This window comes from Methylobacterium sp. E-005, assembly GCF_022829725.1.
In the GTDB taxonomy this organism is placed as follows: domain Bacteria; phylum Pseudomonadota; class Alphaproteobacteria; order Rhizobiales; family Beijerinckiaceae; genus Methylobacterium.
On record NZ_JAKSYG010000237.1, the window covers coordinates 1 to 5,252 of the forward strand.

Sequence of the window (5,252 nt, forward strand, 5' to 3'; positions counted from 1 at the left end):
GCGCTCGTTCTCCGCGCGGATCGAGGACCGCGCCACCCTGGAGGAGGCGGTCGCCGCCCACGCGACGCGGCTCGGCGAGAAGCTGCGGCGGGAGGGGCTGGGCACCGACCACGTGACGGTCTTCTATCACACGAGCGAGCACGACCGGGGCGCGCCGATGCGCTCGGTCTCGACGACGGTGAGCCTGCCGGAGCACAGCTCGGACACGCTGGCGCTGATCAAGGCAGCGCGGCACGGGGTGGCGAAGACCTGGCGCGAGCCGGGCGAGCGGCCGTGGCGGTACAGCAAGGCGGGAATCGTGACGAACGACCTCGTACCGCTGTCGCACAGCCCGCGGGCGCTGATCGGCGCGCTGGACCGGGCGCGGTCCGGGCCGCTGATGGCGGCGATGGACGCGTGCAACGCGCGCTGGGGCCGGGGCGCGGTGGTGCCGGCGCGGGCGGGGCTGGTGAGCCGGCGGGACTGGACCACGAAGTTCGAGATGCGCACGCCGCGCTACACGACGCAGGTCGGGGAGCTGCCCGTCGCCTACGCCTGAGAGCCCTCGGCGCGCGCGGAACTCCAGCGTGGTATCTGCGGGGTCACGCCTCTTTTGGCGAGGCCTTCCGCGTCGAGGCGCGCAAGCGGACGAGTCGCGTGCACAGTTCGCTCCCGTCCGGGGAGCCCGGCGCGCTCGGCGATCTCAGTGGCGGTCGATGGCTCGGGCCTGAGTGCGGCCAGGACACGCGGCCGGATATCGCGTCGCGGGCGGGCGCCGCCTTGCGAAGACGGGTTCGGCATCAAGGCAATCTATGCCGCCTCGACGAGCCCACGGCTCTCGGCCAGCCGCAGCACGTCGGCATCCGACAAGATCAGGTGGCCGATCTGCCAGCGCTCCACGCCGCCGATCGGCGCCACGGTAATGCCAATGGCCCGCAGCGCGGGGACTGCATCGAGGACGGGGTCGACATCGCGGATCATGCGAGCGCGATCAGCATCCAGGCACGCGCCTTCGCCTCGATGTCGGCGGAGGCCGCTGCCGGGTCGTCGGCGATCGCACGTTCCATGATCTGCCGCGCTTCCGGGACGCTTAAACCGATCCCCTGGATGAAGCCGCCGAGGCGCACCACCATCTGCTCGCGTAGCTGCTCGCGGTCCGAATCCTCGCTCATCCCTGGACCGGGAAGCCCAGGATCACGGCGGTTTTCACCATTGTGCGGCGCAGGCCCGGCTTGGTCGCCGCGTCAGCCAGCAGCTTCTTCGCCTGCGGGTGCATCTCGATCGCCTTGGCGACGTCTATGGTGTGACCGGACTTGAAGGCGAAGGGCTTGGCCGATTCGTTCGCGAGATAGGCCGCGGTCGCAGCCTCGATCTCCTCGTCCGACACCTCGGATTTGCGGCGAAGGTCGGCAACGCTGGGGATTTCTCTGGCCATGGCAGAGCGCTATCGCAGCCGGCCTCAACCGTCCATCAGACCCATCCGTGTCGCCTCATCGAGGAGTTCGGCGCCGGTCATCACCTCGCCGTTTACGCGTCAGAGGCAAGGGTCTTCGGCGAACGGCTCGACCATGTAGCCGGCCCCGACCAAGGCCGCGACAGCTTCTGGGATTGGGTCGCTGGCAAGGCTCATGAGGCGAGGCTACCGCGGGCAGGGGAGGGGCGTCGAATCGGTGGGACCTCAGAGGCAAAAGGCCCAATGATGACGTGGGCCCATTTCAGGTCCCACTCTGACCTAAGGCACTGATCCGTCACGCTGAGCGAGGTTCCCTTGCGGGCGCCAACTCTTCATTTCCCCACAACCGACGCAGCAAGCCGTTCCTTCGCATCCGAGCATTCCAGGGATCGGATTGCGTAATGCCTCCAGTCCGCGCGCTGGGGCGATGCTGGTTCTGCGAGCTGAGCGCGGCCGCCCAGAGCAGGTCGGAAGGGGCTGCCGCGCCGTTGGAAGCATCATGTCCCCGGTTCGTCGGGCGCGACACGTCTGGGGTGGGCGTCCCGTTTGTGAACGCGGCGCGCCTCTGCCGGTGCGCGAAGCAGAGGTCATTCGCCAGAGATCACCCCCCCGTGAGCGGCGGCCATACGGCCGTTGACGACCCACTCGTGAACCGCTCTCGCCTCCTCCCCCGTGAGACCGATGCCCGCCGGAAACGCAGGTTACGCTCGATTGTCCAAATCGGGGCCGGAAGGGTCGCCGGGCGGTACGTCGGGACCCGGGTAGGGCTGGCCCGTATCGGGCGGGTTGTCGACGGGGGCCGAGGGTTCGTCTGCCCCAAGGGGACGCTCGCGCGGTGATTCCGGCTCCTTCGGTCCCGGGCCTTGCCAAGCCGCCTCCCGTCCAACGGCCCGCACGGGGCCTGAGCCAGAATCATTCGCGGGTGCCGGGCGGGGTGAGGGCGAACATCCCCGCCCGGCACCAGGATCACTCCAAGCGCCTCGGGCAGACAGCGCTGGAGCGATAGGAAACGCCCCTTCGGGCGATGGCTGAGCGGGCGGCCTCATGCGGACGCACCCAGTTCATGAAGCAGACGATCCCGGGCGCGGCTGACACGGCTCTTCACCGTTCCCGTCGGACAGCCGATCACCGAAGCGGCTGCCTCGTAGGGCAGGCCATCAACGGCGACCAGCATCAGCGCCTCCCGGTGCGTTGGTTCTAGACGATCAATGGCCGCCTGCAGATCGCGGAGGTTCAACGTCTGATCTTGGCGGGCCGGCTCCGAGAGAAGCGAAGCATAGGTCCCGTCCGGGTCCGGCACCTCGCGGCTGCGCTTGCGCCGTCCATTGATGAAGGTGTTGCGGAGGATCGTGAACAGCCACGCTACCAAGCTCGTGCCGGGCTGAAAACGACCGCGGTGCTCCCAAGCCTTGAGCAGCGTAAACTGCACGAGGTCGTCGGCCTCGTTGCCGTCGAAGGTCAGCGACAGGGCGTAACGGCGCAGCCGCGGCACGAGGCCGATCAGATCGTCCCTGAAGGCGCAGGGAACCGGGCGGTTGGCGTCGGCTGCATCCAAAGCCGTCGACAAACGCTTCAGGACCGCACCGAGGGGTGAGTCAGGGTCGACCTCGGCAACTTCTGGATAGTATTGGCGCAGCCTTTCTCCCAGCTGCGCCTGGACATGGGAATGGAGGGAGCCAGCCTCGGTGGCTGGGCTCCGCCGTTCAGCGGCGGATCGCACGATAGGATCACCCATTGCGGTTGACGGTTTGCGGCTCTGCTGGGAATGCCCTCGCCCGCAGTGGCCGGCATTTAGTCTGATCGATATCGACGACGTCAATGATGCGCTTATACCAGTGAAAATCGCGCCATAACTGGAACCCGCTTGTGCGCAACCCGTTTGAGGTTTTGCGCTTCAGCGACGGCGGGGATGCGGGTCAATCGTGACGGCGGGTGTGGACAGGCACGAATTGCGGCAGATCATCGCCGGCTTGAGCGAAGGCGTGATCCTGGTGGAGCCAGATCAGTCGATTGCGTACGCCAACGATGCTGCCCTCGCCATGCACGGCGTCCAGAGCCTCGACGAACTAGGGCAGACGGTCGACGCCTATCGGGATCGTTTCGCGCTACGCTACCGCAACCATCGGGCGCCGAAGCCCTATCCAATCGAGCGCGTCGTAGCCGGTGAAACCTTCCAGGATATCCTGGTCGAGGTCACGCGAACCGACCAGCCCGGGACAAATTTCGTCCACTCCCTGCGGAGCTTGGTCGCGATGGAGCGGGTCACCATCGACGATGCCGACTTCGTGCTGCTGGTGCTTCAGGACATCACCGATCGCAAACACACCGAGCGCGAGCTGTTCGACGCGATCGAGGCCGTGATGGCCGATACATCGTGGTTCAGCCGGGGGTTGATCGACAAGCTCGCCAATCTGCGCCGCCCGGGACGGGAGGGCGGTGATGGATCGGCGCCGAATCTGACCGTGCGCGAGCGGCAGATTCTCAATCTCATCTGCTCCGGATTGGGGGATGATGCCATCGCAGACAAGCTCGCGCTGTCCCGCAACACGGTCCGCAACCATGGCGCCGCGCTCTATCGCAAGCTCGGAATCCATAAGTGGAGTGAAGCCATAATCTGGGGCCGGGAGAACGGCTTCCCTCTGAGTTATTCCGAATGAAAATTACCATTGTACTAGTACGAAAGGACTATTGATTGGTCCTGACGCGGTCACATCTTGGGGACAGTCGACAGGATGGCGTGTGAACCGGGGGAGTCAGGCGGAACGCGGCAGGGTCGTGCGCTCGCCGGTCATCCGATGGGCGCGACGCGGAGGACGATCTGCGTCCGGGGCGGCGCAATCCAGAGCCGTGACGTGTGCTCCGAGGATCACCCGGTGGCTTGAATGGTCGCCGAAGCGAAGCTGAACTGTGAGGGAAACGCGATGGTCGATACGGATCGGATCACGGGGGTCGCGAAGGAACTGGGCGGCACGGTTCAGCGCACCGTCGGAGACCTTGCCGGTTCCGATCGCCATGCGGCCGAAGGGCGCCTCCGTGAGGCACAGGGTGCGGCCGAGACCGTCTATGGCCAAACCAGAGATTCCGTACGGGACGCGGCCGACGCGGCGTATGACTTTGCCGAAGACGCCTACGAGCGTGGCGGTCACAGCCTGCGTCGCGGCGCCCGCGGGCTCGGCCATCAGGTGGCCGGAGACCCGCTCACCGCGCTGCTGATCGCCGGGCTGGTCGGTTTCGGCCTCAGCCTGCTGGTCAACGCCACCCGCGACTAGTCCCGTCACCGCTGGCGTCGCACGCCACCAGCCATACGCAGCTTTCGTTTCGACGCGCTCCGACGAAATCTCTCGCGCCGATTTGGCGCCACCGCCGTCGACGAGCGCTCACAACCCCGACGACTTTGACCACCACCGACCTGGAGTGACAGCGTGACTACCATTCAAACCGTTGCAACACCTCTCTCCGCCGAAGCAAACGGCGATACCCGCGCGGTTCTTCTGAACCACGTGTCCTGGGGCGCGATCTTCGCCGGCGCCGTGACCGCCCTCGTGACCCAGGTCATCGTCAACCTCGTCGGCGTCGGGGTCGGCCTGGCCTCGGTCGGCACCAACGCGGCCGACAATCCGTCGGCCTCCACCGTCTCGATGGTCGCCGTCATGTGGATCGTGGGCTCGCGCATCGTCGCCGAGCTCGCCTGCGCCCAGGATCCCGTCCGCCTCTCCGTCACGCAGCTGTCGCGCGCTGCCCTGCCGCAAGAGCCCGAGGTGTTGGAAAATCCGGGCACGCTCGTCCTGTTCGGCACGCAGCACACCGTAGAGTGCCGCGG

General features: G+C 66.7%; 7 protein-coding genes and 1 pseudogene. 4 read left to right on the plus strand and 4 right to left on the minus strand.

Annotated elements, in window-relative coordinates; genetic code table 11:
• Nucleotides 1-538, plus strand: a 538-nt coding sequence (locus tag MKK88_RS28625) for a DUF4113 domain-containing protein (RefSeq protein ID WP_244005895.1), incomplete at its 5' end; no start/stop codon positions are given.
• Nucleotides 539-789: 251 nt separating this feature from the next.
• Here the strand turns inward: MKK88_RS28625 and MKK88_RS28630 are convergent.
• The 4 genes from MKK88_RS28630 to MKK88_RS28645 form a co-directional block, all read right to left on the minus strand.
• Nucleotides 790-960, minus strand: a complete 171-nt coding sequence (locus tag MKK88_RS28630) for a hypothetical protein (protein WP_244005897.1) — start codon at nt 958-960, stop codon at nt 790-792.
• Entirely contained in the window at nt 957-1,151 is a 195-nt protein-coding gene (locus MKK88_RS28635; RefSeq protein WP_244005899.1) for a hypothetical protein, read from the minus strand. The genes MKK88_RS28630 and MKK88_RS28635 overlap by 4 nt, the downstream gene beginning before the upstream one ends.
• Nucleotides 1,148-1,414, minus strand: a complete 267-nt coding sequence (locus MKK88_RS28640; RefSeq protein ID WP_244005901.1) for a hypothetical protein — start codon at nt 1,412-1,414, stop codon at nt 1,148-1,150. Before MKK88_RS28640 ends, MKK88_RS28635 begins: the two co-directional genes overlap by 4 nt.
• Before the next feature lie 1,060 nt (nt 1,415-2,474).
• Nucleotides 2,475-2,924, minus strand: coding sequence for a sigma-70 family RNA polymerase sigma factor (locus MKK88_RS28645; protein WP_244005902.1), 450 nt, complete (start codon nt 2,922-2,924; stop codon nt 2,475-2,477).
• Between the two features lie 430 nt (nt 2,925-3,354).
• Between MKK88_RS28645 and MKK88_RS28650 the strand changes: the two genes are divergently transcribed.
• The 3 genes and pseudogenes from MKK88_RS28650 to MKK88_RS28660 form a co-directional block, all read left to right on the plus strand.
• On the plus strand, nt 3,355-4,089 hold the full coding sequence (locus MKK88_RS28650) for a LuxR C-terminal-related transcriptional regulator (protein ID WP_244005904.1): 735 nt from the start codon (nt 3,355-3,357) through the stop codon (nt 4,087-4,089).
• Nucleotides 4,090-4,353: 264 nt separating this feature from the next.
• Entirely contained in the window at nt 4,354-4,701 is a 348-nt protein-coding gene (locus tag MKK88_RS28655) for a CsbD family protein (protein WP_244005906.1), read from the plus strand.
• Nucleotides 4,702-4,854: 153 nt separating this feature from the next.
• Nucleotides 4,855-5,252 (plus strand): annotated as a pseudogene (locus MKK88_RS28660) (hypothetical protein); the annotation flags it as partial.

Coding starts and splice junctions, on each gene's coding strand:
- MKK88_RS28655 (WP_244005906.1), top strand. CDS start 4,354: ATGGTCGATACGGATCGGATCACGGGGGTCGCGAAGGAACTGGGCGGC.
- MKK88_RS28630 (WP_244005897.1), bottom strand. CDS start 960: ATGATCCGCGATGTCGACCCCGTCCTCGATGCAGTCCCCGCGCTGCGG.
- MKK88_RS28640 (WP_244005901.1), bottom strand. CDS start 1,414: ATGGCCAGAGAAATCCCCAGCGTTGCCGACCTTCGCCGCAAATCCGAG.
- MKK88_RS28635 (WP_244005899.1), bottom strand. CDS start 1,151: ATGAGCGAGGATTCGGACCGCGAGCAGCTACGCGAGCAGATGGTGGTG.